Annotated in this window: 24 protein-coding genes; 10 read left to right on the top strand and 14 right to left on the bottom strand. The window is 52.9% G+C overall.

What is annotated here, in order from left to right:
* Positions 1 to 95 precede the first annotated feature (95 nt).
* From scpA to scpC, 4 genes are read left to right on the top strand one after another with little or no spacing between them, the layout of a single operon-like run.
* Positions 96 to 2,240 (top strand): methylmalonyl-CoA mutase, encoded by a 2,145-nt coding sequence (gene scpA, locus OGV57_RS10330; RefSeq protein ID WP_003838245.1) that lies wholly within the window; start codon positions 96 to 98, stop codon positions 2,238 to 2,240.
* Positions 2,233 to 3,228 carry a methylmalonyl Co-A mutase-associated GTPase MeaB gene (gene meaB, locus OGV57_RS10325; RefSeq protein ID WP_016150957.1) on the top strand — a complete coding sequence of 332 codons (996 nt, stop codon included), beginning with the start codon at positions 2,233 to 2,235 and terminating at the stop codon, positions 3,226 to 3,228. The genes scpA and meaB overlap by 8 nt, the downstream gene beginning before the upstream one ends.
* A gap of 10 nt (positions 3,229 to 3,238) precedes the next feature.
* The gene (gene scpB, locus OGV57_RS10320; protein WP_003026994.1) at positions 3,239 to 4,024 is read left to right on the top strand and encodes a methylmalonyl-CoA decarboxylase; all 786 of its coding nucleotides are present in this window, start codon (positions 3,239 to 3,241) and stop codon (positions 4,022 to 4,024) included.
* A 24-nt stretch (positions 4,025 to 4,048) separates the two neighbouring features.
* Complete coding sequence (scpC, locus tag OGV57_RS10315) at positions 4,049 to 5,515, top strand: succinyl-CoA:acetate CoA-transferase ScpC (RefSeq protein ID WP_054528771.1); 1,467 nt, start codon at positions 4,049 to 4,051, stop codon at positions 5,513 to 5,515.
* Here the strand turns inward: scpC and srsR are convergent.
* From srsR to epd, 7 genes are all read right to left on the bottom strand, one after another.
* On the bottom strand, positions 5,512 to 6,408 hold the full coding sequence (srsR, locus tag OGV57_RS10310; RefSeq protein ID WP_003026999.1) for a LysR family transcriptional regulator SrsR: 897 nt from the start codon (positions 6,406 to 6,408) through the stop codon (positions 5,512 to 5,514). The genes scpC and srsR overlap by 4 nt on opposite strands.
* 123 nt (positions 6,409 to 6,531) lie before the next feature.
* Positions 6,532 to 7,278: an oxidative stress defense protein gene (locus OGV57_RS10305; protein ID WP_054528772.1), complete on the bottom strand. Its 747-nt coding sequence runs from the start codon at positions 7,276 to 7,278 to the stop codon at positions 6,532 to 6,534.
* Between the two features lie 93 nt (positions 7,279 to 7,371).
* Positions 7,372 to 8,007: an arginine exporter ArgO gene (gene argO / locus OGV57_RS10300; RefSeq protein ID WP_003027005.1), complete on the bottom strand. Its 636-nt coding sequence runs from the start codon at positions 8,005 to 8,007 to the stop codon at positions 7,372 to 7,374.
* A 150-nt stretch (positions 8,008 to 8,157) separates the two neighbouring features.
* A complete protein-coding gene (locus OGV57_RS10295) occupies positions 8,158 to 9,018 on the bottom strand; it encodes a small-conductance mechanosensitive channel MscS (RefSeq protein ID WP_003027007.1) in 861 nt (286 codons plus the stop codon).
* A 191-nt stretch (positions 9,019 to 9,209) separates the two neighbouring features.
* Positions 9,210 to 10,289 (bottom strand): class II fructose-bisphosphate aldolase, encoded by a 1,080-nt coding sequence (gene fbaA, locus OGV57_RS10290; protein ID WP_003027029.1) that lies wholly within the window; start codon positions 10,287 to 10,289, stop codon positions 9,210 to 9,212.
* An 88-nt stretch (positions 10,290 to 10,377) separates the two neighbouring features.
* Positions 10,378 to 11,541 carry a phosphoglycerate kinase gene (gene pgk / locus OGV57_RS10285; protein WP_003027032.1) on the bottom strand — a complete coding sequence of 388 codons (1,164 nt, stop codon included), beginning with the start codon at positions 11,539 to 11,541 and terminating at the stop codon, positions 10,378 to 10,380.
* Between the two features lie 39 nt (positions 11,542 to 11,580).
* Entirely contained in the window at positions 11,581 to 12,609 is a 1,029-nt protein-coding gene (gene epd, locus OGV57_RS10280; protein WP_003027035.1) for an erythrose-4-phosphate dehydrogenase, read from the bottom strand.
* 374 nt (positions 12,610 to 12,983) lie between these two features.
* Between epd and OGV57_RS10275 the strand changes: the two genes are divergently transcribed.
* Genes OGV57_RS10275 through OGV57_RS10255 form a run of 5 tightly spaced genes read left to right on the top strand, consistent with a single transcriptional unit; the run spans position 12,984 to position 16,062 of the window.
* Positions 12,984 to 13,409: a PPC domain-containing DNA-binding protein gene (locus OGV57_RS10275; protein ID WP_003027037.1), complete on the top strand. Its 426-nt coding sequence runs from the start codon at positions 12,984 to 12,986 to the stop codon at positions 13,407 to 13,409.
* A gap of 24 nt (positions 13,410 to 13,433) precedes the next feature.
* Positions 13,434 to 14,012 carry an ECF transporter S component gene (locus tag OGV57_RS10270; protein ID WP_003027040.1) on the top strand — a complete coding sequence of 193 codons (579 nt, stop codon included), beginning with the start codon at positions 13,434 to 13,436 and terminating at the stop codon, positions 14,010 to 14,012.
* Positions 14,013 to 14,720 carry an energy-coupling factor transporter transmembrane component T gene (locus OGV57_RS10265; protein ID WP_286531060.1) on the top strand — a complete coding sequence of 236 codons (708 nt, stop codon included), beginning with the start codon at positions 14,013 to 14,015 and terminating at the stop codon, positions 14,718 to 14,720.
* Positions 14,708 to 15,385 (top strand): ABC transporter ATP-binding protein, encoded by a 678-nt coding sequence (locus OGV57_RS10260; RefSeq protein ID WP_054528773.1) that lies wholly within the window; start codon positions 14,708 to 14,710, stop codon positions 15,383 to 15,385. Before OGV57_RS10265 ends, OGV57_RS10260 begins: the two co-directional genes overlap by 13 nt.
* Positions 15,379 to 16,062 (top strand): ABC transporter ATP-binding protein, encoded by a 684-nt coding sequence (locus tag OGV57_RS10255; RefSeq protein ID WP_054528774.1) that lies wholly within the window; start codon positions 15,379 to 15,381, stop codon positions 16,060 to 16,062. The genes OGV57_RS10260 and OGV57_RS10255 overlap by 7 nt, the downstream gene beginning before the upstream one ends.
* Here OGV57_RS10255 and OGV57_RS10250 read toward each other — a convergent pair.
* The 7 genes from OGV57_RS10250 to tkt form a co-directional block, all read right to left on the bottom strand.
* Positions 16,019 to 16,729 (bottom strand): nucleoside/nucleotide kinase family protein, encoded by a 711-nt coding sequence (locus OGV57_RS10250; RefSeq protein ID WP_048217175.1) that lies wholly within the window; start codon positions 16,727 to 16,729, stop codon positions 16,019 to 16,021. The genes OGV57_RS10255 and OGV57_RS10250 overlap by 44 nt on opposite strands.
* On the bottom strand, positions 16,726 to 17,235 hold the full coding sequence (locus OGV57_RS10245; RefSeq protein WP_032950053.1) for an MltR family transcriptional regulator: 510 nt from the start codon (positions 17,233 to 17,235) through the stop codon (positions 16,726 to 16,728). Before OGV57_RS10245 ends, OGV57_RS10250 begins: the two co-directional genes overlap by 4 nt.
* Positions 17,236 to 17,250: 15 nt before the next feature.
* A complete protein-coding gene (glpX, locus tag OGV57_RS10240; RefSeq protein ID WP_016150963.1) occupies positions 17,251 to 18,222 on the bottom strand; it encodes a class II fructose-bisphosphatase in 972 nt (323 codons plus the stop codon).
* A complete protein-coding gene (locus OGV57_RS10235) occupies positions 18,219 to 19,496 on the bottom strand; it encodes a zinc-binding dehydrogenase (RefSeq protein ID WP_016150964.1) in 1,278 nt (425 codons plus the stop codon). The genes glpX and OGV57_RS10235 overlap by 4 nt, the downstream gene beginning before the upstream one ends.
* Positions 19,497 to 19,520: 24 nt before the next feature.
* On the bottom strand, positions 19,521 to 20,900 hold the full coding sequence (locus OGV57_RS10230; protein ID WP_016150965.1) for a PTS mannitol transporter subunit IIBC: 1,380 nt from the start codon (positions 20,898 to 20,900) through the stop codon (positions 19,521 to 19,523).
* Positions 20,901 to 20,927: 27 nt separating this feature from the next.
* Positions 20,928 to 21,371: a PTS mannitol transporter subunit IIA gene (gene cmtB / locus OGV57_RS10225; RefSeq protein WP_032950059.1), complete on the bottom strand. Its 444-nt coding sequence runs from the start codon at positions 21,369 to 21,371 to the stop codon at positions 20,928 to 20,930.
* A 314-nt stretch (positions 21,372 to 21,685) separates the two neighbouring features.
* On the bottom strand, positions 21,686 to 23,677 hold the full coding sequence (gene tkt / locus OGV57_RS10220) for a transketolase (RefSeq protein WP_054528775.1): 1,992 nt from the start codon (positions 23,675 to 23,677) through the stop codon (positions 21,686 to 21,688).
* Between the two features lie 279 nt (positions 23,678 to 23,956).
* Here tkt and loiP point away from each other — a divergent pair, with 279 nt between their 5' ends.
* Positions 23,957 to 24,715 carry a metalloprotease LoiP gene (gene loiP / locus OGV57_RS10215; protein ID WP_003027053.1) on the top strand — a complete coding sequence of 253 codons (759 nt, stop codon included), beginning with the start codon at positions 23,957 to 23,959 and terminating at the stop codon, positions 24,713 to 24,715.
* Positions 24,716 to 24,886 lie beyond the last annotated feature (171 nt).

The raw sequence follows: 24,886 nt of genomic DNA, 5'->3' as shown, positions 1-24,886 counted from the left end.
ACGCCCTGTTGGCTATTTTTTGCTGGCGACAAGCCAAATGAAAAAGCTCACCGTATCCGCAAAGATTCAACTTATTGCGTAATACGGAGCAAAAAATGGCAAACGTGCAGGAGTGGCAAACACTCGCTAATAAAGAACTCAGTCGACGGGAAAAAACCGTCGAATCGCTGGAAAGACAGACGGCGGAAGGAATTGCCATCAAGCCGCTGTACACTGAAGCGGACCTCGATAATCTGGAAGTCACGGGCACTCTTCCCGGCCTACCGCCTTACGTGCGTGGCCCACGCGCCACCATGTATACCGCGCAGCCGTGGACCATTCGCCAGTACGCTGGTTTCTCTACCGCCAAAGAGTCCAACGCCTTTTACCGCCGCAACCTCGCCGCCGGGCAAAAAGGACTTTCCGTCGCCTTTGACCTTGCCACCCATCGCGGCTATGACTCTGACAACCCGCGCGTGGCAGGCGACGTCGGCAAAGCGGGCGTGGCGATCGATACTGTCGAAGATATGAAGGTGCTGTTCGACCAGATTCCGCTGGATAAGATGTCGGTATCAATGACCATGAACGGCGCGGTGCTGCCGGTACTGGCGTTTTATATCGTCGCTGCAGAAGAACAAGGCGTAACGCCGGAGCAACTCACCGGGACCATTCAGAACGATATTCTGAAAGAGTACCTGTGCCGCAACACCTACATTTACCCGCCAAAACCTTCAATGCGCATCATCGCCGACATCATCGCCTGGTGTTCCGCCAATATGCCGCGCTATAACACCATCAGTATCAGCGGTTATCACATGGGGGAAGCCGGGGCGAACTGCGTCCAGCAGGTGGCGTTTACGCTGGCTGACGGCATTGAGTACATCAAAGCCGCGTTGTCTGCCGGGCTGAAAATTGATGACTTCGCGCCGCGCCTGTCATTCTTCTTCGGCATCGGCATGGATCTGTTTATGAACGTCGCCATGCTGCGCGCGGCTCGCTATTTGTGGAGCGAAGCAGTCAGCGGTTTTGGCGCAAACAACCCGAAATCTCTCGCTCTGCGTACCCACTGCCAGACCTCCGGCTGGAGTCTGACCGAGCAGGATCCTTACAACAACGTGATCCGCACGACCATTGAAGCGCTCGGCGCTACGCTTGGCGGCACCCAGTCTCTGCATACCAACGCCTTTGATGAGGCGCTCGGGCTACCCACCGATTTCTCCGCCCGCATCGCGCGTAATACACAGATCATCATTCAGGAAGAGTCAGAGATCTGCCGCACCGTCGATCCGCTGGCCGGATCGTATTACGTCGAGTCGCTCACCGATCAAATAGTGAAGCAGGCGCGCACGATCATCAAACAAATTGATGAGGCAGGCGGCATGGCGAAAGCGATCGAAGCCGGGCTCCCTAAACGGATGATCGAAGAAGCTTCCGCGCGCGAGCAGTCGCTGATCGACCAGGGTAAACGCGTTATCGTCGGCGTGAATAAGTACAAGCTGGATAAAGAAGACGAAACGTCGGTACTGGAAATCGACAACGTGAAGGTACGCAACGAGCAAATTGCCTCGTTGCAGCATATCCGCGCAACTCGTGACACAGATGCCGTCAATGCCGCGCTCGCGGCGCTGACCCACGCCGCGCAGCATAATGAAAATCTGCTGGCCGCCGCCGTTAACGCCGCCCGCGTTCGCGCCACGCTTGGTGAGATCTCCGACGCGCTGGAAACCGCTTTTGACCGCTATCTGGTTCCCAGCCAGTGCGTCACCGGCGTGATTGCGCAAAGCTATCACCAGTCCGACAAATCCGCCGATGAGTTCGACGCCATCGTTGCGCAAACCGAACAGTTCCTCGCGGAAAATGGTCGCCGACCGAGGATCCTGATCGCTAAGATGGGCCAGGATGGTCACGATCGCGGCGCGAAAGTGATCGCCAGCGCCTACTCCGATCTCGGCTTCGATGTCGATCTCAGTCCGATGTTCTCCACACCAGAAGAGATCGCCCGTCTGGCGGTAGAAAACGATGTGCATGTAATAGGCGCATCGTCACTGGCGGCAGGTCATAAAACGCTGATCCCGGAACTGGTTACCGCGCTCAAAAAATGGGGGCGTGAAGATATCTGCGTGGTAGCAGGAGGCGTTATTCCGCCACAGGATTACGCCTTCCTGCACGAGCATGGTGTGGCTGCCATTTATGGCCCCGGCACGCCAATGCTCGACAGCGTCCGCGATGTGTTAACCCGTATCAGTCAGCATCATGATTAACGCCGCCACGCTTGAGGATACCGTCCGCCGCTTGCGAATTGGCGAACGGGCTACGCTCGCCCAGGCGATGACGCTGGTCGAAAGCAGCCACCCGCGCCACCAGCCGCTGAGTACGCAGTTGCTGGACGCAATTATGCCGTTCACCGGTAACGCCCTGCGTTTGGGGATAACCGGTACGCCGGGCGCGGGCAAAAGCACCTTTCTGGAAGCATTCGGCATGCTGTTAATCCGTCACGGATTACGGGTGGCGGTGATCGCCGTCGATCCCAGCAGCCCGGTCAGCGGCGGCAGCATTCTTGGCGATAAAACCCGCATGACGGAGCTGTCTCGCGCCGAATCTGCGTTTATTCGCCCGGTCCCTTCCAGCGGTCATTTAGGCGGAGCCAGCCAGCGCGCCCGCGAATTAATGCTGTTGTGCGAAGCGGCTGGCTTTGACGTGGTGATTGTAGAAACCGTCGGCGTTGGGCAGTCAGAAACCGAAGTCGCAGGCATGGTGGATTGCTTTATCTCCCTGCAAATCGCTGGCGGTGGCGACGACTTGCAAGGCATCAAAAAAGGTCTGATGGAAATGGCGGATCTGGTCGTCATCAATAAGGACGACGGCGAGAACCATGCCAGCGTGGCCATCGCCCGTCATATGTACGAATCCGCCCTGCATATTCTGCGCCGTAAATATGACGAGTGGCAGCCGCTGGTTCTGACCTGTAGCGCCCTGGAAAAACGCGGTATTGAGGAGGTCTGGCAGGCGATAACCGACTTTAAAACGTGCCTTACTGCCAGCGGTCGACTGGAAAAAGTCCGCCAGCAGCAGGCGGTGGACTGGTTACACCAGCAGGCTGAAGAAGAAGCCCTACATCTGCTGTTTGCGCGGACTGATTTCGACCGCTATTTCCAGCAGACGCTGCAGGCTGTCAAAAATAACGATCTGTCGCCGCGCACCGGTCTGCGGCACATCAGCGAATTTATCCAGCATCATTACTTTCAATAAAGAGAACATTATGTCTTATCAATACGTCAACGTGGTCATCATCCAGAAAGTCGCGGTTATTGAGTTCAATTACGCCCGCAAGCTCAATGCCCTGAGTAAAGTGTTTATTGACGATCTGATGCAGGCGCTGAGCGATCTCAATCGTGCGGACATTCGCTGCATCATTCTGCGCGCTCCGAGTGGAGCCAAAGTTTTCTCCGCCGGGCATGATATTCATGAACTCCCGACCGGACGTCGCGATCCGCTCTCCTATGACGATCCGCTGCGTCAGATAACCCGCATGATCCAAAAATATCCAAAACCGGTGATCTCTATGGTTGAAGGCAGCGTCTGGGGCGGCGCATTTGAGATGATCATGAGTTCCGATCTGATCATCGCCGCTGAAACATCCACCTTCTCGATGACCCCGGTCAACCTCGGCGTGCCGTATAACCTGGTCGGCATCCACAACCTGACTCGCGACGCCGGTTTTCACATCGTGAAAGAGCTGATCTTTACCGCCTCACCGATTACCGCTCAGCGTGCGATGGCCGTCGGGATCCTCAACCATGTGGTTCCTGTAGACGAACTGGAGGATTTCACTCTGCAAATGGCGCACCACATCTCGGAGAAAGCGCCGCTGGCGATCGCCGTCATTAAAGAAGAGCTGCGCGTGCTGGGTGAAGCGCACACCATGAATTCCGATGAGTTCGAGCGCATTCAGGGCATGCGCCGCGCGGTGTACGACAGCGAGGATTATCAGGAAGGGATGAACGCGTTTATGGAAAAACGTAAACCTAATTTTGTCGGCCATTAATCACGTCTGAGGAAGGAGACGGCCATGAAACGGATGAGCGCCGAACAGGCGGCAGAAATTATCCAGCACGATGATATGGTGGCGTTTAGCGGCTTTACCCCCGCGGGTTCGCCAAAAGCGTTACCCACCGCAATTGCCCAACGTGCCTGCGAACAGCATCAGAACGGACAGCCTTTTCAGATCCGCCTGCTGACCGGAGCATCAATTGGCGCCGCCGCTGATGACGTACTATCCGCGGCGGATGCCGTTTCCTGGCGTGCGCCTTATCAAACGTCATCGGGCCTGCGCGACAAAATTAATCAGGGCCAGGTGAGGTTTGTCGATCTCCATTTGAGCGAAGTGGCGCAAATGGTTAATTACGGCTTTTTTGGCGAGATCGATGTTGCCGTCATTGAAGCCTCAGCCATCGCGCCGGATGGCCGGATTTGGCTGTCCAGCGGTATCGGTAATGCCCCCACCTGGCTGCTGCGGGCGAAAAAAGTGATCATTGAATTGAATCATTACCATAATCCGCGTGTGGCGGAGTTTGCCGACATCGTGATACCCGGTGCGCCGCCGCGGCGTAACAGCGTACCCATTTTTCATACCATGGATCGCGTAGGCAGTCAGTGCGTACAGATAGACCCCAAAAAGGTGGTTGCGGTGGTAGATACCGAACTGCCCGATGCAGGAAATGCATCGGATAAAACCAATCCGGTCAGCCAACAAATTGCCGATAACGTAGTCTCTTTTCTGCTGGCAGAAATGGCGCACAAACGCATTCCAGCTGAGTTTCTGCCCTTACAAAGCGGGGTGGGCAATATCAACAACGCGGTAATGGCTCGACTGGGCGAGAACCCGGATATCCCGCCCTTTATGATGTATTCGGAGGTGTTGCAGGAGTCGGTGGTGCATCTGCTGGAAACGGGCAAGATAACCGGTGCCAGCGCCTCCAGCCTGACCATTTCAGCCCCGTCGCTACAGAAGATTTACGACAACATGGACTTCTTCGCCAGCCGGATTGTGTTGCGCCCGCAGGAGATCTCCAATAACCCGGAAATCATTCGTCGGCTGGGGGTTATTGCGCTCAACGTCGGTCTGGAGTTTGATATCTACGGTCATGCCAATTCCACGCACGTTGCGGGGGTGAACCTGATGAATGGCATCGGCGGCAGCGGGGACTTCGAGCGCAACGCCTACCTGTCTATCTTTATGGCGCCGTCGATTGCCAAAGGCGGGAAAATCTCAACCATCGTACCGATGTGCAGCCATGTCGACCACAGTGAACATAGCGTTAAAGTGATCGTGACCGAACAAGGGATTGCCGATCTGCGTGGGTTATCTCCGATGCAGCGGGCGCACACAATTATCAATAACTGTGCGCATCCGCTTTACAAAGATTACTTGCACCGCTATCTGGAGAAAGCACCCGGCGGGCATATCCATCACGATCTCAGCCATGCGTTCGATCTGCATCGCAACCTTCTCGAAACAGGCTCGATGCTAGGTTAACTTGCACTACCGTCACGATCTTCAGCAATATGCTGGAGCATGGTGGCGGTATAGCGATGATTTTTCAGCGAATAAAGAAACTCCTGCATATACATGGGACTGCCGGGCGCGTCGAAATATTTCAGCGTCGACGGGTTCACCAGCCGCCAGGCGAAGTGAGGGATCACCGTCAAAAACTGCCCGCGCTCCACCGCGCTAATCTTCGCCATAAAGCTGTACGGACGATAGATAATCGTCGGGTTGATCCCGCAGGGTCGCATGTATGCATCCAGCATCGCCTCAAAGTTGGCGCGATTCTGGAAGCGCATTTGCAGCCAGGGCAGCTCGCGCAGCAGATCCTGCGGCTGTTTTTCTTCATAGCGTCGGGAAACGAGAAACCCCAGACGCAGCGGAGGCAGTTCGCTGATCGCCAGATTTTCCAGCTCCTGCACGCGGGGGGAAACGTGCTGCGGCGAGATAATAAAATCCAGTTTGCGATCGAACAGGTTATCAATCACCCCATTCTCGCTGAATTCAACGGCCTGAGCCGTCACACCGTCATACTTGTCACCAAGGCTAATCAACTGGTCAAAAATAATCGTTGGGTAGGTATTGTCGATGCCGATAACAATTTCCCGCGAGCGGCGAGAGGCGTTATGGATTTCGTTATCAATGGCAGAGAGACGCTGATAAACGGGAAACAGCTTCTGATACAGCTCTTGTCCTGCTTTATTCAGGCTGATGTTGTTATCTTTGCGGGTAAACAGCGTATAGCCGATTTGATCTTCCAGTGCAGCAATGCTTTTACCGAAGGGCGATGCGGTCATATGTATTTTTTCTGCCGCTCTGGCGATGTTATTGGTTTGCGCCAGCAGAATGAAATTACGCATCTTTTTCGAGATAAAAATATCCATAGCGTCCCCTTAAAAATCGCTATGGCCTATCCTCATTACGGCGAAAAAAAAGACCGGATGTGAAGTCTCATTTTTACAGTTGCTCACAGAAAAAACCCGGCTGGCAAGCCGGGTCTGCAACAATTACTGAGTTTTGGCTGGCGTTGCAGCTGGTTGCCCCGCCGTCGGCTCAATCTGGAAGACGACATCAACCTGATCGTCAAACTGAATAACCGGTTGTTCGTAGGTTTCCTGAGCAGAAGCAGCAGGTGCGGCATCGGCTTTCATCATCCGAACCATCGGGCTCGGCTGATAATTGGAAACGTGGTAGCGCACGCTGTACACCGGGCCAAGTTTGCTATTGAAGCCCGCAGCCAGCTGTTCAGCCTGATGAATGGCATCATCAATTGCCGCTTTACGCGCTTTATCTTTGTAAGCATCCGGTTGGGCAACACCAAGCGATACCGAACGGATCTCATTCAGACCAGCCTTCAGCGCGCCATCGAGCAGAGCGTTAAGTTTGTCCAGCTGACGCAGCGTGACTTCAACGGTGCGCACCGCACGATACCCTTTGAGGATACTTTTACCATTCTGGTAGTCGTAATCCGGCTGGGTACGCAGGTTGGCCGCGCTAATGTCTTTCTTCGCTATCTGGTTCTGTTCAAGGAAGGACAGATATTGCGCCACGCGCTCATCGGCTTGCTTCTTCGCTGAAGCCGCATCCTTGGCAGCAACGTTCACTTCAATTGCCAGCGTAGCGATGTCTGGTGTCGCATTCACGCTTGCTGTTCCGGAAGTCACGATGTGCGGTCCATTTGGCAACTCATTTGCCTGTACCGATAGTGCGCTGAATCCGACTAATGCCGCCAGGGCCATTATTTTGAACTTCACGGTCGTTCCTCCATGTTTCAATAATTACCCCGAAACTCAGGGCACATGCAGGCAAGCTTAGACGATCTCGCTGCGTTGTCCATCAGACAACACTTAGTTGAACAACGCATGAACGTGCGCAACACCTTCTTTTGCCAGTTGAAAAGCAATAAACCACATCACTAATCCTACCAACGTATTGATGATGCGCTGCGCTTTAGCAGTGCGCAGACGCGGAGCCAGCCAGGCCGCCAACAATGCCAGACCGAAGAACCACAGGAACGAAGCGCTGACGGTTCCCAGCGCAAACCAGCGCTTCGGCTCAACGTCCAGTTGCCCCCCCAGACTCCCCAGCACCACAAAGGTATCCAGGTAAACATGGGGATTGAGCCATGTCACCGCCAGCATAGTAGCAATGATTTTCCAGCGCCCTTGCTTCATCACCTCGGCACTGGCCAGCTCCAGGTTACTGCTCATCGCCGTTTTTAACGCCCCGAAACCGTACCAGAGTAAAAAAGCCACCCCACCCCAGGTGACCAGCGCCATCAGCCATGGTGACTGCATCAGCAAGGCGCTACCGCCAAAGATCCCCGCACAAATCAGCACTAAATCGCTGATAGCACAGAGTAAAGCAATCATGATGTGATACTGGCGGCGAATGCCCTGGTTCATCACGAAGGCGTTTTGCGGACCAAGCGGAAGAATCATGGCCGCACCAAGTGCAAGCCCTTGAAAGTAATACGATAACACGTTAATCATCCCGAACTGTTTCTCTTAGGAGCAGACTATAGCGCGGGGAAAACATTAGCGGAAATGGATAATTTTAATCGTAGATTAGGGAAATTAATGGAAAGAAAGTTTTTATCGGCCCGGAAAGCAAAAGCGCCTCCGGGCGCGTAATTACTCTGCCGCGCGCTCTTTCACACGCTTGAAGTTCACATCCATCTGCGGATACGGGAAGCTGATGCCGTTGGCATCGAACTCGCGCTTAATACGCTCCAGTACGTCCCAGTAGACGCTTTGCAGGTCGCTGCTGTTGCTCCAGACGCGTACAACAAAATTAATTGAGGAAGCCCCCAGCTCATTGAGGCGTACCGTCATTTCACGGTCTTTAAGAATGCGATCTTCCGACTGAATGATATCGGTGAGGATTTTTTTCACCTGATCGATATCGGAGTCGTAAGCCACGCCGATAATAAATTCGTTACGACGAACCGGCTCACGAGAGAAGTTAATGATGTTCCCGGCAATAATTTTACCGTTCGGGATCACTACAATCTTACCGTCAACGGTACGCATGGTGGTGGAGAAAATCTGCACGTTGAGCACGGTTCCCGCTACGCCGCCGAGATCGACATACTCACCCGCACGGAACGGACGGAACATTACCAGCAGGACACCTGCGGCGAGGTTGGACAGCGAACCTTGCAGCGCCAGACCGACGGCTAAACCTGCGGCACCGAGAACGGCGATCACGGAGGCTGTTTGCACCCCAACACGGCCCAGAGCGGCAATCAGCGTGAAAGCGATAATACCGTAACGCACCAGTGCAGAGAGGAAGTCGGCAACAGTGGCATCAATTTTACGCGCCAGCATCAGGCGGTTAACGGTATTTGATACAATGCGCGCCACGATCATACCGATAATGACAATCGCGATGGCCGCAACGATGTTGACGGCATAGCTCAACAGCAGTTCCTGGTTGCGCACCAGCCAGGTGCCCGCACCGTTTATGCTGTCGACAACATTCAAATCTTCCATTCAATATTCCTTTTTTGCTTACCCAAACGGGAGAAATAAAGCCGCCCTGACGGGACTGGCAACCTGACAAGGGTAAACAATAAACCTGGATTTTGCCAAACAGATCACAGAATTCTCTGCCAGCAGAGCGTTGACATAGCAATAAAAAAGGCCCGCATTTGCGGGCCTCATGTCACGTGGAACTGCGTAAATTACAGAACGTCAACCGCGTTCAGTTCTTTGAAAGCCTGTTCCAGACGGGTGATCATGGTTGCCTGACCAGCACGCAGCCATACGCGCGGATCGTAGTATTTCTTGTTCGGCTGATCTTCGCCTTTCGGGTTACCCAACTGGCCCTGCAGGTAAGCTTCGTTTGCTTTGTAGTAGTTCAGAACGCCTTCCCAGGTAGCCCATTGGGTATCGGTGTCGATGTTCATTTTCACTACGCCGTAGCTTACGGAGTCTTTGATTTCCTGAGCAGTAGAACCGGAACCGCCGTGGAAGACGAAGTTCAGGCTGTTGTGCGGCAGGTTATGTTTCTTAGAAACATAGTCCTGAGAGTCGCGCAGGATGGTCGGGGTCAGAACGACGTTACCCGGCTTGTAAACGCCGTGTACGTTACCGAAGGAAGCTGCGATGGTGAAACGCGGGCTGATTTTGCTCAGCTCGGTGTATGCGTAATCAACGTCTTCCGGCTGGGTGTACAGTGCAGAAGCGTCCATGTGGCTGTTGTCCACACCGTCTTCTTCGCCACCGGTGCAACCCAGTTCGATTTCCAGAGTCATGCCCATTTTGGACATGCGCGCCAGGTATTTGGAGCAGATTTCGATGTTCTCTTCCAGAGACTCTTCAGACAGGTCGATCATGTGAGAAGAGAACAGCGGTTTGCCGGTTGCTGCGAAGTGTTTTTCACCCGCGTCCAGCAGACCGTCGATCCACGGCAGCAGTTTCTTCGCGCAGTGGTCAGTGTGCAGGATAACCGGAACACCGTAGTGTTCAGCCATCTGGTGAACGTGATGCGCGCCAGAGATAGCACCCAGGATTGCAGCGCCCTGAGGAACGTCGGACTTCACGCCTTTACCCGCGATGAAAGAAGCACCACCGTTGGAGAATTGTACGATTACCGGCGCTTTAACTTTTGCAGCAGTTTCCAAAACGGCGTTGATGGAGTCGGTACCCACGCAGTTAACAGCTGGCAGAGCAAAGTTGTTTTCTTTAGCTACCTGGAAAACTTTCTGTACGTCATCACCAGTGATTACGCCTGGTTTTACGAAATCAAAAATTTTAGACATTTTACGAGTCCTGTATCTTCGGCCTTGGAAAGGGCGCGCGCCCTAAAGCGCGCTAAAATAAGGGCAGGTTTCCCTGCCCATTAAATTCTTACTTTTTAGCACGCTCTTCGAGCATGGCTACTGCTGGCAGTACTTTGCCTTCCACGAATTCGAGGAACGCGCCGCCGCCAGTAGAGATGTAGGAGATTTTGTCAGCAATGCCGAACAGGTCGATTGCTGCCAGGGTGTCACCGCCGCCTGCGATAGAGAATGCTTCGCTGTCTGCGATGGCATTAGCAACGATTTCAGTACCTTTGCGGAAGTTCGGGAATTCGAACACGCCAACCGGGCCGTTCCACAGAATGGTTTTCGCATTCTTCAGGATGTCAGCCAACTGCTGTGCAGAAGCGTCGCCGATATCCAGGATCTGCTCGTCTTCTTTTACATCGCTAACGGATTTCAGGGTAGCCGGTGCGGTTTCAGAGAATTCAGTCGCTACGCGAACGTCGGTCGGAACCGGGATGTCGCAAGTGGTCAGCAGACGCTTAGCTTCGTCAACCAGGTCAGCTTCGTACAGGGATTTACCCACATTGTGACCTTGAGCAGCAACGAAGGTGTTCGCGATACCACCGCCAACAATCAGCTGGTCAGCGATTTTTGACAGAGAATCAAGAACGGTCAGTTTGGTAGAAACTTTAGAACCACCAACGATAGCAACCATCGGACGAGCAGGTTCTTTCAGTGCTTTACCCAGTGCATCCAGCTCGGCAGCGAGCAGCGGACCTGCACAAGCGACATCGGCGAATTTACCGATACCGTGAGTAGACGCCTGCGCACGGTGAGCAGTACCGAAAGCGTCCATAACGAATACGTCGCACAGAGCAGCATATTTTTTGGACAGCGCTTCGTCGTCTTTCTTCTCGCCTTTGTTAAAGCGAACGTTTTCCAGAACAACCAGTTCACCGGCAGCGACTTCAACGCCGTCCAGGTAATCTTTTACCAGGCGAACCGGAGCAGACAGTTTGTCTTTCAGGTAGTTAACAACCGGCAGCAGAGAGAATTCTTCATTGTACTCGCCTTCGGTAGGACGACCCAGGTGGGAAGTTACCATCACTTTAGCACCCTGTTTCAGGGCCAGTTCGATGGTCGGCAGGGAAGCACGGATACGCGCATCGCTGGTTACTTTCCCTTCTTTAACTGGTACGTTCAGGTCCGCACGGATAAAAACGCGTTTACCAGCCAGATCCAGATCGGTCATCTTAATTACAGACATGGTGAATCCTCTCGTTGATTCATAAAGTTTTGTCGACGCTCAAGCGTCGAGCCTGAAACCAATAGCAGCCATCGCTAACGTCGTATCGAGCATACGGTTAGCAAAGCCCCATTCATTATCACACCAGACCAGCGTTTTGATCAGGTGAGCGCCACTCACGCGCGTTTGCGTACCATCAACGATGGCGCTGTGCGGGTCGTGGTTAAAATCTACTGAGACCAACGGTAATTCCGTATAGTCAACTATACCATGAAATGCACCTTGTGCTGCTTTTTGCAGCAACTGGTTGACTTCACTGGCTTTTACTGGTTTTTTCACCGTCACGCTTAAGTCGATCGCCGTCACATTTATGGTCGGTACACGCACCGCTATCGCTTCAAAACGATCGTTAAACTGCGGGAAAATTCGCGTGATGCCCGCCGCCAGTTTGGTATCAACCGGAATGATCGACTGGCTGGCCGCTCGCGTGCGACGCAGGTCAGGATGATAAGCATCAATAACCTGCTGATCGTGCATCGCGGAGTGGATCGTGGTGACGGTACCAGACTCAATGCCGTAAGCATCATCCAGCAATTTAATGACGGGTATTATGCAATTCGTGGTGCAGGAGGCATTGGAAACGATCCGGTGCTCAGCGCGCAACTGATCCTGATTAACGCCAAACACAACGGTTGCGTCGATGTCGTGACTACCAGGATGTGAAAAGAGCACTTTCTTTGCGCCGGCGGCAATATGCGCCTCGCCGTGTTCGCGACTGCCGAAGACCCCAGTACAATCCAGCACAACGTCGACACCCAGTTCGCGCCATGGAAGCGCATCGAGCGTTCGCTCATGCAGAATGCGGATCGCGTCATCGCCAACGATGAGCTGGTCTCGTTCCTGACGAACATCCCAGGCAAAACGCCCATGGCTGGTGTCATATTTCAACAAATGCGCCATGCCTGCAGCATCCGCCAGTTCGTTGATTGCCACCACGGTGATTTCCGCCCGACGCCCGGATTCATACAAAGCACGAACCACGTTGCGTCCGATGCGACCGAAACCATTAATCGCTACGCGTACGGTCATAGGTCTCCTGCAAGGATTTCTCAGAAACGATGTGGCAGACAGAGTAATGCAGCAAATCGCTCAGGGAAACCTTACCTGTCGCAAACTGCGACTAATTGGTTAATTGTCGAACATTTAATCGACTGAAACGCTTCAGCTAGAATAAGCGAAACGCGGAATAAAAGGAATGATTGTCCAGCAACAGAACACAGTTATCTGACTTACGTCACATTTTAACGTCCTTCAACGCGACTTTTATTCCATATTCCAGAATTACGAATAACCGTAGCAAGATTATTTCGTTGCCATGTCACAAATCCTGATTTATATCAGAAAGCTCCCTAACCCGCGTCTATATTATCAGCGCAACGTCCGAGTCTCGGAGTCCCTCAACTATGGCAACATTCTATCCCCAACCATCTGAAGCTCGCTTTCATGCGCTGCGTTTATTACCGGGCCAGGAAGTCTTTTCAGCGCTACACGCTTTTATCCAGCAGCATCAACTACAGGCAGCCTGGATAGCGGGTTGCACCGGCAGTTTGACCAACATTGCTCTGCGCTTCGCCGGACGTGAAGAAACCACATTACTTACGGGTACGTGGGAAATTATCTCTCTGAACGGCACGCTAGAACTTACCGGCGAGCATCTTCATCTGGCGGTTGCTGACCCACACGGCGCGATGCTGGGCGGACACATGATGCCGGGCTGTACCGTGCGAACCACGCTGGAACTGGTGATTGGCGAGTTGACGTCTCTGGCATTCAGCCGTCAGCCCTGCGCCGTTTCCGGTTATGACGAACTGGTTATTTCATCCCGCTAACGATTCACTTATACGAGGTCTTTTATGGCGCGTCGCCAATTTTCCAGCCAGTCTCTGGTTCTTATTGTCATTGCTATCGCCATCAACATGGTCGGTGGGCAGCTTATCAGCATGTTGAAATTACCTATTTTTCTCGACTCGATTGGCACGTTGATCAGCGCGGTGCTGTTAGGTCCGGTTGTGGGGATGCTAACCGGATTACTCACTAACCTATTGTGGGGGTTGCTGACCGATCCGATCGCCGCCGCCTTTGCGCCCGTTGCCATGGTTATTGGACTGGTCGCCGGTTGGCTGGCACGGGCGGGATGGTTTCGCACCTTACCCAAAGTCGTGGTTAGCGGCGTAATTATCACGCTTGCCGTGACCCTCGTTGCCGTGCCGATTCGCACGACTCTGTTCGGCGGTGTCACTGGCAGCGGCGCGGATCTTTTTGTCGCCTGGATGCACTCGGTCGGTCAGAACCTGGTGGAGTCCGTCGCCATCACCGTCATCGGTGCGAATCTGGTCGATAAAATCCTCACGGCAATCATCGTCTGGGTGCTGCTGCGACAGCTTCCGCTGCGCACCACGCGCCATTTCCCTACGATGTCTGCCGTGCGCTAAATGCATCCGTTTACGTCGTTAACTCTATGGGTGCTTGCCGCCTGCTCCATGCTCCTGCTGCCAGCCGGAGTGCCGCTCAGCTTGTATAGCGCCGCGACGTTTTTCGGTTTGCTATGTATGAAGGCTACGCGGTCGCGGGCGAAATACGTACTCTGGCTGATGATCCCCTTAGGACTGGGGCTATGGCTGGTACACGGCGGATGGCTTACCGAGTGGATTAGCGGGCAGCCGCGCACACCAGAACGCTGGGTCGATGCCGTTACGCTCTGGCTGCGGATCCTCGCCATTGTGTCGACATCGCAGATGTGGATGCAGTACGTGCCGGTTGCGCGCTTTATGCGCGCCCTGTTTGCTTCACGCCTGCCGCCAGGCGTTGCCTATCTGTTCGCAGGCCCGCTGCTGGTGGTTGAACAGCTCAAACACCAATTGGCGATTATTCACGAGGCACAGCGCGCACGCGGCGTACCGCTGGATGAGTCCTGGTACCAACGTTTACGCGCTATGCCGGCATTGATTGTGCCGCTCACCCATAACGCGCTCAATGACTTGGCCGTTCGCGGTGCAGCGCTCGATATGCGGGGATTTCGCCTGCATCGCACTCGCACCACGCTATGGGCGCCGCCAGACAGCACCTTACAACGTCTGGCCCGCTACGGTATGGTGGTTCTGATGGCAGTTGAGACAGGAATCTGGATATGGTTACGTTAGAGCAGTTTCGCTATATTCCGACGCACGCTATGCGGCCATCCGCCTGTTACGATTTCCATTACGCCAGGCCTGGTATGGTGGCTATTTTTGGTGACAACGGCTGCGGGAAAAGTACGCTGGCACAGCTGATGGCTGGCTGGTACCCCGACTTCCTTCCGGGAGAAATTGAGGGCACAGGCACGCTACTGGGTAATCCCATCGGGCAACTATCGCTGGTCGAGCAGTCGAGTACCATCCAGCTTGTGCAGCAGTCACCTTACCTGCAGCTTTCAGGTTGTACTTTCAGCGTGGAGGAAGAAGTGGCGTTTGGCCCGGAAAATCTCTGCCTTACCGAGACTGAAATTATGCAGCGCATAGATGCCGCCCTTACGCTGACAGAATGTCAGCCCCTACGCCATCGTCATCCCGGCACCCTTTCCGGCGGGGAAACCCAGCGGGTAGTCATTGCCAGCGCACTCGCCATGCAGCCGAAAATATTGATTCTGGATGAAGCGTTCAGTCGCCTGACGGCGCAAGCCACGGCAATACTGCTGGCGCGACTGCAACAGTGGGCACAGGAACAGCATGCTTTGGTGATACTTTTCGAACGCAACCCTTCACCTTTTCTCAGCTACTGCCAGCAGGCATGGCAGCTGCGCGACGGAGCATTGTCATCACTATGCTGACGCTAAACCAGATCAGCTATCGCTGGCCGAACGCCGCCGATGACTGTTTACGCAATATTTCGCTGGAACACCAGGAGGGGGAATGGCTGGCGCTAACGGGCGATAATGGCGCAGGAAAATCCACGCTGTTGCGCATCATGGCCGGGCTACTGACGCCCTCATCCGGCACAATAACCGTTCAAAATCGTGCGATTGCGCAACTGAAAAACCGGGAGCGCGCCAGGGTGCTCGGCGTACTGTTTCAGGAGGCGGAGAATCAAATCTTTCACAGCAAGGTTGCAGAGGAAGTGGCCTTCGGATTACGGCTACAGAAGCTTCCGGCGACTGAAATTGCGCAACGCACGATGGCGGCGCTGCGATTATGTCAGTTAGAGGATGTCGCCGACGCGCACCCGCTCGATCTGCATACGGCACAACGACGTATGGTTGCCGTCGCCAGTCTGGAAGCCCTCAAACCCGCTATTCTACTGCTGGATGAGCCCAGTCGGGACTTTGATGCACACTGGCTTGGCGTCTTCGAAAACTGGCTGGCAGTGTGTCGTACACGTGGCGCCAGCGTTGTAGCGATCAGCCATGACGCTGCATTTACGCAGCGCCATTTTTCGCGCATAGTACGGCTACACAACAAAAACCTCATGCCGTCCGATATGCCCCCTCAATCGTCATCTCCAGCATAAGGTCTGCTGACAGGCTATCTTCCAGCACCCGACGAACATTCGGTCCGTCGGTACGCTCATAAAATGCCTCAGCGTCAGCTTGTGAGAGTCCGCCAGCCAGTTTACGGCCTACCAGCCGCGTACGCAGCGCATTGGCTGGAGCGCGAATAAACAACGAGTAATCACAAAACTCAGCTAACGCTCGCCATCTTTCATCATCGCGCAATAGCCAGTTTCCCTCCACAATCACCATCGGCGCAGTCACCCGTATGGCCTCTTCGACCGGATCGTGCTTTTGCCGATCATATTGCGGCCAGAATCCTTCTCCTTCCCTTATCTGACGTAGATTCTGCGCAAGCTTATCCACATCAAAGGTTTCCGGCGCACCTTTGTATGCCCTCAGGTTATGGGCATCCAGCCAGCTGTTGTAGTGATGGAAGCCATCCATCGGCAGCGTCTGGATCTCTGGTAGACAAGGATCCTGAGCGCAGAGATATTCCCAGAAGGTGGTCAGCGTCGATTTACCCGTACCCGGTGGCGCGCAGAGAAAAACTATCGTACGTCGCTGCGGATTAGCAGCGTGTATTTTTGCCAGTTGCTGTAATAACGGTTTGTGGACGTTCTCTATCTCATCATCATGGTAATGTGCTTCAACCTGTAGCCCATTCACCGTTAGTTTGATTTTCACGGCGTTAATTCCTTTAAAATCGCCGTCACTGCCAGCGTCATTGCCGTCTTGACCATTGCACTAAAGCGCACCTCAGACCACGCAGCAAAGTCGGCAAATTTCATTGACTCCAGTGCGCCGTAGAGCGTTGCGTTGTGGGTAATACTGTTCACGTTGCTGATAAAATCCCAGGTGATGTCATCGGCAAAACCGGGGATAGTATCCTGCTCGTTCAGGTACTGATAAAACTGGGAAAAATGGGTGATATCGGCGTAAAGCCATTTATCCATTTTTCCCAGCGCATAAATCAGACGTAGCGCAACGTCGATATCGTCAAGCGGTCCACTCTGGGCGAGCAACGGCTTCACTGCATATTCCACGATCTCTTCATCGTTATTAACGAACAGCGACGGCAGAAAGCGCTTAATGCCCTGGAGCAAAATGTTATGTGCCGTCGTCATAAACGAAAGTAAATTATTTTGAGCATCCAGTTGCTCAAGCACATCGTCTTCTGTCAGCGTCGTCATTAGTTATCCGATAAATCACCATGAATGCAGAGAGTCTATTATATTACACGTTCGATCCGCGCCGCCGATCAGTAAAGTTTGCGTGCGCACACCATTCGCAACCTGTTGGATCCCTTTCACAAGATCGCCGCCCGTAACCCCCGTCGCGCTGAAGAGGATCTTATTTCCCCCTACCAGTTCGTCTAGCGCGTAGATACGGTTGATCTCAACGCCCATTTCCCTGCAGCGCTGACGTTCCTGTGCCGCAATCAGACGATTATCTGCGCTATCACCTTTCGCCGCGCAAAAATCAATCAGTTCAGCCTGCATGTCGCCCCCCAGCGCTTTAACTGCGCAAGCTGAAATAACCCCTTCAGGTGCCCCGCCAATGGTGTACATCAGGTCATAGGGATTTTCCTGCATACAGGCCAGCACGCTGGCGGCCACATCACCATCGGGCAGCGCAAAGACTTTGACCCCAAGCCGTGTCGCTTCGGCAATCGCTGGTTGAAGACGCGGTTTATCCAGCGTCACCATCCGCAGTCGCTCCAGCGGTTTGCCCAGTGCCTCAGCCACATTGCGCAGATTGTCTGCCAACGGCAGCGCCAGATTAATCGCCCCTTTTGCATACCGATTAACAACCAGTTTTTTCATGTACATATCAGGGGCGTGTAACAAACTGCCGCGAGGGGCAAACGCCATGACGGCCAGCGCATTGCATTGCCCCATCGCCACCATTCGCGTACCTTCAATAGGATCGACAGCGATATCGACCTCTGGTCCGGCGCCGGTTCCCACTTCCTCACCAATCCACAACATCGGGGCTTGATCAATCTCCCCTTCGCCAATGACGATTCGTCCGCGGATGGCAATACTGTTCAATGCTTCGCGCATTGCCGTCACGGCCAGACCATCAATCTTGTTTTTATCGCCGCACCCGGTTTGCGGCCAGGCTGCCAACGCAGCCTGCTCCGTGATACGAAATAACGGCCATGCCAGCGACATCATATCGCCGCCTCCCCGATATCAACGCCGAAGTGTGCCAGCAGATATTTTTCTGCCTTTTCGTTCCAGATGCCGTGCGTTTCCTCCACCAGCAGCGCCAACTCTTTGAATAATGGGTCAGTTTTCCCTTTCTCGGCAAAATCAGCAATGGCGGTTAGCGGCATGGTAACGCCGTTATAAATCAGCTTCTTACCGCCAGGAATTGCCGGTAAATTCAATACGGTTTCCGGAACCGCATCAAGGCCGCCAATGTGCGTCACCATAAACGACGGCTGTAGCTGTCCGGTTGCACTGAGTGCAATAGCCTCTTTCATATCATCCGTTGATCCACCGGAGGTCCCGACCACGTGAGTGCTGTTGTAGTGCACGTTATAAAAATTAAACGGCACTTTAAAGTTGCTGTCCGTCGGACCGGCAAAGAAATTCAGGCAACCATCTTCCGCGAGTAAATCGTCAGCCATTTCAATGACGGCTGGCACTGCCGCATACACAAAGACATCATCAAAACCTGCGTCATTAGTAAGGGCGCGCAGCATCGCGGTCGGGGAGTCCATACCGAAGGTATTCACATAGATAAGCTCAATCCCTTTTTCTGCCGCCAGCTCAACCGGCAACAATTTTTTAGCCTGCGCCAGTCGTGCTTCGTCAATGTCGACCACCACCACGCGTGACGGCTGAATACTGCCGTTAATGGCATAATCTATTGCTCCGATACCCATCGGCCCGGCGCAGGCCAGAAGCGCAATGCTTCCCCCCGGCTTAATCCCCATGCGATGCTCATAGACGTAAGGCGTGGTGTGAAAATTCGCGTTATACGCGCCAATAATGCAGCACATCGGTTCTGCCAATGAGGCGGCGGCAAAATAAGAGCCGTGGTAAGGTAGAACGCATCCCAGATTAATCGCCACTTCCGGGATAATCATATATGTCGCATTACCGCCAAAATATTCGTAGCTGTATCCCGCGGAATATCCACTTGGCAATCCCATCGCGGGTTGCAACACAAAACGCTGACCTTTCTTATATTTATCCGTAAGGTTTTTTCCCACCTCAACAATGATACCTGCACATTCATGTCCGGTAATGACCGGATGATTTTCCAAATCGTCCGGCACGCGTTTATGATCGCTCCCTAATGCCGCCGCTTTCCAGGTGGACAAACAAACGCTATCGGATATTACGCTTACTAACAATTCGTTATCTGTAATTTCAGGCAGATCAAATTCGCGGATACGAATATCCTGCTTGCCATATATGGCAGCCACTTTCGTTTTCATACTTACTCCCAAAATAGAAGAAGGTTAGTTCGCAGTAATGCGTTTAAATAAATCATCCAACAGTGGATCACCAATATAGTTCTTAATAAGTACTAATGGCTTTTCACTCACTCGTTTAACACGACCTTCAAGACTGGCATGGGTGACAATAATATCGGCATCTTGTGGAACGTTTTCGATAGCATAGTGCGTGACGTTAATATTTAATCCCGCTTTCTCCAGACGCTTACGAAACGTGGTTGCCCCCATCGCACTGGAACCCATTCCCGCATCACAGACAAAAGCGACGCGTTTAATATTTTTATAAGAGAATTTACCTTCCTGCTTCATCGCTTTGACGGTTCTGGCTGATTCAGCAAAGTCATCCTCACTTTCTGTTTCTACGCTCTTTTCCATTTTCAGGATTACAGATGTAATCACAAAAGTAACAATTGTTCCCGCTGTAACGCCTGCGATGGTCGCGAGGAAAGATCCTTTTGGCGTTAATGCCAGATAGGCGAATATTGATCCTGGGCTCGGTCCTGCAACCAACCCACCGTCCAGCAGGTGGAATACCCACGTTCCGGTCATTCCCCCGGCAATCATCGCAATCAGGGTTAAAGGCTTCATCAGCACATACGGGAAATACAGCTCATGAATACCACCGAGGAAGTGGATAATCATGGCACCTGGCGCGGATTTTTTACTCATCCCTTTACCGAAAATGGCAAAGCCGAGTAACAGGCCTAACCCCGGCCCTGGGTTAGATGCCACCATGAAGAAAATCGATTTTCCCGTTTCAGAAGCTTGTTGCATTCCCAGCGGATAATAGACGCCCTGATCGATAGCATTATTCAGAAAGAGGATTTTCGCGGGTTCATTGATTACGGATAGCAACGGCAGATAACCCGCATGAACCAACGCTTCAATACACTCCTTCACAAAGTTATTGGCAATGAGAACCGCCGGGCCAATGACTTCAAATCCCAGCAAACATAAGAGCATTCCCGCGATACCCAGGGAGAAGTTATTGATAACCATCTCGAAACCAGCAGGGATGCGTTTTTCCAGCAGGCGGTCGATATGCTTAATCACCCAGCCGCCAAGTGGTCCCATCACCATCGCGCCAAGGAACATCGGGATATCCGCGCCCACAATAACGCCAATAGAACCAATGCCTCCCATTACCGCGCCACGTTTCCCACCAACCAGATGTCCCCCTGTGGAGCCAATCATGACAGGCAGTAAATAGGTAATCATCGGACCGACAATTTTGGCGAAATGCTCATTCGGCATCCAACCGGTAGGAATAAACAATGCGGTTATAAAACCCCAGGCAATAAAGGCACCGATATTGGGAATGACCATTGCAGTCAAAAAACCACCAAAAGCCTGGACTTTGGCACGAGCAGACTTGTTTTCCATAATATTATCCTGAAAGGAAACGATGAATTATGCAAAGGCGATAATATCCGCCAGCTGTTTTTCTGATTTAGCCGCTAACAAAGCGCTTAGCGCTTCCTCTTCACATAATAATTCGCTTAAAGCCTGAATAGCGCCAATGTGAGAGTCAGCATTTGCCGCCGACAACCCGATTAATAATCTGATACCTTCATCATCATCGGCAAATTTCACTTCCTGTTTAAGAAGCGTTAATGACATTCCGGTTTTTAACGCGCCACATTCCGGACGAGCGTGTGGCATGGCGACACCAGGCGCTAAAATATAATAAGGGCCATTGTTAATCGTTGAGTCTTTGATCGCCTGAATATAATCTGAATTGACATAATGATTGGCGAGTAAGGATGACATAGAAAAGTCAATTGCTTCCTGCCAGTTCTTTGCTGAATCTTTTATTGATATAGATGATTCTGGAAAGTAATCAATCAGCCGCATACATTTTCCTTATTTTATTTTTAGGGTACGAGTTAGCGTTAAAAATAAAATACGCGTGCGGCAAAATGAAATCAATCGAGGGGGAAAATACGTATGGCGCGGAATGTCTTTTTGTGAAGTCTTTAAAAACAATGAATTGAGCCATTAAAAATAAAAAGCAACACTAATTATGTGACGTGCATTGCAAATACCAAATAACACTAAATATCATATTTGTGATTCAGATCTAAATTTACTGATTGCGCAATGTGAATTAAATTCAGCCAAATTAAAAACGGGCCGCCTGAGCGACCCGTTTTCACCTGTAATCGAAATTACAGCAGTTCTTTTGCTTTCGCGACCACGTTGTCTACGGTGAAGCCGAATTCTTCAAACAGCAGTTCTGCCGGTGCAGACTCACCAAAGGTAGTCATACCGACAATAGCGCCGTTCAGGCCCACGTATTTGAACCAGTAGTCAGCAATGCCAGCTTCGATAGCGACGCGAGCAGAGACGGCTTTCGGCAGTACGGATTCACGGTAAGCCGCATCCTGCTTGTCGAATGCATCGGTAGACGGCATGGAAACCACGCGCGCTTTCACGCCTTCAGCGGTCAGTTTGTCCCAGGCAGCCACGGCAAGTTCAACTTCAGAACCGGTGGCGATGAAGATCAACTCCGGCTGACCCGCGCAATCTTTCAGCACGTAGCCACCGCGAGCGATGTTCGCCAGTTGCTCTGCAGTACGTTCCTGCTGTGCCAGGTTCTGACGGGAGAGGATCAGCGCGGTCGGGCCGTCCTGACGCTCAACACCGTATTTCCATGCTACTGCGGATTCAACCTGGTCACATGGACGCCATGTGCTCATGTTCGGGGTCACACGCAGAGAAGCAACCTGCTCTACCGGCTGGTGAGTCGGGCCATCTTCACCCAGACCGATGGAGTCGTGAGTATAGACCATCACCTGACGCTGTTTCATCAGCGCAGCCATACGCACCGCGTTACGGGCATATTCCACGAACATCAGGAAGGTGGAGGTGTACGGCAGGAAACCACCATGCAGGGAAATACCGTTGGCAATCGCGGTCATACCGAATTCACGTACACCGTAATGGATGTAGTTACCGGCAGTATCTTCGTTGATGGCCTTAGAACCAGACCACAGAGTCAGGTTAGACGGTGCCAGGTCAGCAGAGCCGCCGAGGAATTCAGGCAGCAGAGGACCGAAGGCTTCAATCGCGTTCTGAGACGCTTTACGGCTGGCGATTTTCGCAGGGTTAGCCTGCAGCTTAGCAATGAACTCGTTGGCTTTTGCGTCGAAGTCAGACGGCATTTCACCTTTCATACGACGGGTGAATTCAGCAGCTTCCTGCGGGAAAGCTTTGGCATAAGCAGCGAACTTCTCGTTCCATGCGGCTTCTTTTGCCTGGCCGGCTTCTTTCGCATCCCACTGCGCGTAGATTTCAGACGGGATTTCGAACGGCGCGTATTTCCAGCCCAGCCGTTCGCGGGTCAGTGCGATTTCTGCATCGCCCAGCGGTGCACCGTGAGAGTCGTGGGTACCGGCTTTGTTCGGAGAACCGAAACCGATGATGGTTTTGCACATCAGCAGGGACGGTTTGTCGGTCACTGCGCGTGCTTCTTCAACAGCGCGTTTAATCGCGTCAGCATCGTGACCATCTACACCACGAATCACGTGCCAGCCGTAAGCTTCGAAACGCTTCGCGGTGTCATCGGTGAACCAGCCTTCAACGTGGCCATCGATAGAGATGCCGTTGTCATCGTAGAACGCAACCAGTTTACCCAGTTTCAGCGTACCGGCCAGGGAACATACCTCGTGAGAGATACCTTCCATCATGCAGCCGTCGCCCATGAAAGCATAGGTGAAGTGGTCAACGATGTCGTGACCAGGACGGTTAAACTGCGCCGCCAGCGTTTTCTCAGCGATAGCCATACCCACTGCATTCGCAATGCCCTGACCCAAAGGACCGGTCGTGGTTTCAACACCCGCGGTGTAACCCACTTCCGGGTGACCCGGCGTTTTGGAGTGCAACTGACGGAAGTTCTGCAGCTCGGACATCGGCAGATCATAGCCGGTGAGGTGCAGCAGGCTGTAAATCAGCATTGAACCGTGGCCGTTAGACAGCACGAAGCGGTCACGGTCAGCCCAGGACGGGTTAGTCGGGTTGTGGTTCAGGAAATCACGCCACAGGACTTCGGCAATGTCAGCCATACCCATCGGGGCACCCGGGTGACCGGATTTGGCTTTCTGTACTGCGTCCATGCTCAGCGCACGAATAGCATTGGCAAGCTCTTTACGTGAGGACATTTTGACTCCAGATCGGATAATGAAGGCCACGCCCTAAACGACTTGACGACAGCGCGTTTTGGGCTACGCCGGAAAAAAGTGCCAACAATGTAACCCAAGCCGCGTGTCATGTACATGGAGCATCCTTTTACCGCTTCAGAAATCTCTGGATCATGCGCGCAAGTTGCGCAATCTTCTCGCCCGCTTATTGTTCTTTTCTTTATACTTATGCCGAGCGTCGGTTCACCTGCAAACGACGCATTTTTTAGAATAATCCTGACTTTGTGCGGAAGAGAAAAAATGAAAATTCGCGCTTTACTGCTTGCTACGAGCATGGCGGCGGCATTGACCGGCTGCCAGAACATGGACTCAAACGGACTGCTTTCCTCAGGCGCAGAGGCTTTTCAGGCCTACAGTCTGAGCGATGCGCAGGTAAAAGCGCTGAGCGATCAGGCCTGTAAGGATATGGACAGCAAAGCTACCATCGCCCCGGCTGGCAGCGAGTATGCAACGCGTCTTGGCAAAATCGCCGCCGCGCTTGGCGATAACATTAACGGCCAGCCGGTGAACTACAAAGTCTATATGGCGAAAGATGTAAATGCCTTTGCCATGGCGAACGGCTGTATCCGCGTATACAGCGGCCTGATGGATATGATGACCGACAACGAAGTCGAAGCGGTGATCGGCCACGAAATGGGTCACGTTGCGCTGGGTCACGTGAAAAAAGGGATGCAGGTTGCGCTGGGTACGAACGCCGTGCGGGCAGCTGCGGCTTCCGCTGGCGGGATTGTCGGCAGCCTGTCGCAATCGCAATTGGGCGATCTTGGCGAGAAACTGGTGAACTCACAGTTCTCCCAGCGTCAGGAATCCGAGGCGGATGATTACTCGTATGATCTGTTGCGCAAACGTGGGATCAATCCGGCTGGCTTAGCCACCAGTTTTGAGAAACTGGCAAAACTGGAAGCAGGACGTCAAAGCTCAATGTTTGACGATCATCCGGCATCCGCAGAACGTGCGCAACATATTCGCGATCGCATGAGCGCAGACGGGATCAAATAATCTTCGAACAGTGCCGGATGGCGGCGTGAACGCCTTATCCGGCCTACAGAATTACAAATTTAGTCCAGCGATCGGGCGTTATTGGCGAAGCCAGTTTGAGACCGGACAGCGCACAGCCACCGGAGCGTACACGTAGTACGTGAGGATGGCGAGCACTGCCCGGGTTCAAAA

Origin of the sequence: Citrobacter sp. Cf087, assembly GCF_030334285.1 — a bacterium.
In the GTDB taxonomy this organism is placed as follows: Bacteria; Pseudomonadota; Gammaproteobacteria; order Enterobacterales; family Enterobacteriaceae; genus Citrobacter; species Citrobacter freundii.
The sequence above is the reverse complement of the archived record's forward strand: the minus strand, read 5'-3'. Positions and strand labels throughout refer to the sequence as shown.

Coding starts and splice junctions, on each gene's coding strand:
- OGV57_RS10260 (WP_054528773.1), top strand. CDS start 14,708: ATGGTTACGTTAGAGCAGTTTCGCTATATTCCGACGCACGCTATGCGG.
- pgk (WP_003027032.1), bottom strand. CDS start 11,541: ATGTCTGTAATTAAGATGACCGATCTGGATCTGGCTGGTAAACGCGTT.
- OGV57_RS10235 (WP_016150964.1), bottom strand. CDS start 19,496: ATGAAAACGAAAGTGGCTGCCATATATGGCAAGCAGGATATTCGTATC.
- scpA (WP_003838245.1), top strand. CDS start 96: ATGGCAAACGTGCAGGAGTGGCAAACACTCGCTAATAAAGAACTCAGT.
- OGV57_RS10265 (WP_286531060.1), top strand. CDS start 14,013: ATGCATCCGTTTACGTCGTTAACTCTATGGGTGCTTGCCGCCTGCTCC.
- scpB (WP_003026994.1), top strand. CDS start 3,239: ATGTCTTATCAATACGTCAACGTGGTCATCATCCAGAAAGTCGCGGTT.
- srsR (WP_003026999.1), bottom strand. CDS start 6,408: ATGGATATTTTTATCTCGAAAAAGATGCGTAATTTCATTCTGCTGGCG.
- meaB (WP_016150957.1), top strand. CDS start 2,233: ATGATTAACGCCGCCACGCTTGAGGATACCGTCCGCCGCTTGCGAATT.
- OGV57_RS10270 (WP_003027040.1), top strand. CDS start 13,434: ATGGCGCGTCGCCAATTTTCCAGCCAGTCTCTGGTTCTTATTGTCATT.
- OGV57_RS10245 (WP_032950053.1), bottom strand. CDS start 17,235: ATGACGACGCTGACAGAAGACGATGTGCTTGAGCAACTGGATGCTCAA.
- OGV57_RS10230 (WP_016150965.1), bottom strand. CDS start 20,900: ATGGAAAACAAGTCTGCTCGTGCCAAAGTCCAGGCTTTTGGTGGTTTT.
- scpC (WP_054528771.1), top strand. CDS start 4,049: ATGAAACGGATGAGCGCCGAACAGGCGGCAGAAATTATCCAGCACGAT.
- glpX (WP_016150963.1), bottom strand. CDS start 18,222: ATGATGTCGCTGGCATGGCCGTTATTTCGTATCACGGAGCAGGCTGCG.
- tkt (WP_054528775.1), bottom strand. CDS start 23,677: ATGTCCTCACGTAAAGAGCTTGCCAATGCTATTCGTGCGCTGAGCATG.
- cmtB (WP_032950059.1), bottom strand. CDS start 21,371: ATGCGGCTGATTGATTACTTTCCAGAATCATCTATATCAATAAAAGAT.
- fbaA (WP_003027029.1), bottom strand. CDS start 10,289: ATGTCTAAAATTTTTGATTTCGTAAAACCAGGCGTAATCACTGGTGAT.
- loiP (WP_003027053.1), top strand. CDS start 23,957: ATGAAAATTCGCGCTTTACTGCTTGCTACGAGCATGGCGGCGGCATTG.
- OGV57_RS10295 (WP_003027007.1), bottom strand. CDS start 9,018: ATGGAAGATTTGAATGTTGTCGACAGCATAAACGGTGCGGGCACCTGG.
- OGV57_RS10275 (WP_003027037.1), top strand. CDS start 12,984: ATGGCAACATTCTATCCCCAACCATCTGAAGCTCGCTTTCATGCGCTG.
- OGV57_RS10255 (WP_054528774.1), top strand. CDS start 15,379: ATGCTGACGCTAAACCAGATCAGCTATCGCTGGCCGAACGCCGCCGAT.
- epd (WP_003027035.1), bottom strand. CDS start 12,609: ATGACCGTACGCGTAGCGATTAATGGTTTCGGTCGCATCGGACGCAAC.